The 523-nt window shown below is 54.5% G+C and carries 1 rRNA gene; it reads right to left on the bottom strand.

Annotated elements, in window-relative coordinates:
* Positions 1-523: ribosomal RNA gene (locus HV477_RS28040) — 23S ribosomal RNA — on the bottom strand; the annotation flags it as partial.

Below are 523 nucleotides of genomic sequence, written 5' to 3'. Positions count from 1 at the left end.
TCGCTGCCGCAGCTTCGGTGCATGGTTTAGCCCCGTTACATCTTCCGCGCAGGCCGACTCGACCAGTGAGCTATTACGCTTTCTTTAAATGATGGCTGCTTCTAAGCCAACATCCTGGCTGTCTGGGCCTTCCCACATCGTTTCCCACTTAACCATGACTTTGGGACCTTAGCTGGCGGTCTGGGTTGTTTCCCTCTTCACGACGGACGTTAGCACCCGCCGTGTGTCTCCCGTGATAACATTCTCCGGTATTCGCAGTTTGCATCGGGTTGGTAAGCCGGGATGGCCCCCTAGCCGAAACAGTGCTCTACCCCCGGAGATGAATTCACGAGGCGCTACCTAAATAGCTTTCGGGGAGAACCAGCTATCTCCCGGTTTGATTGGCCTTTCACCCCCAGCCACAGGTCATCCGCTAATTTTTCAACATTAGTCGGTTCGGTCCTCCAGTTAGTGTTACCCAACCTTCAACCTGCCCATGGCTAGATCACCGGGTTTCGGGTCTATACCCTGCAACTTAACGCCC

Source organism: Salmonella sp. SG203 (assembly GCF_013350575.1).
GTDB lineage: Bacteria > Pseudomonadota > Gammaproteobacteria > Enterobacterales > Enterobacteriaceae > Salmonella > Salmonella enterica.
The sequence above is the reverse complement of the archived record's forward strand: the minus strand, read 5'-3'. Positions and strand labels throughout refer to the sequence as shown.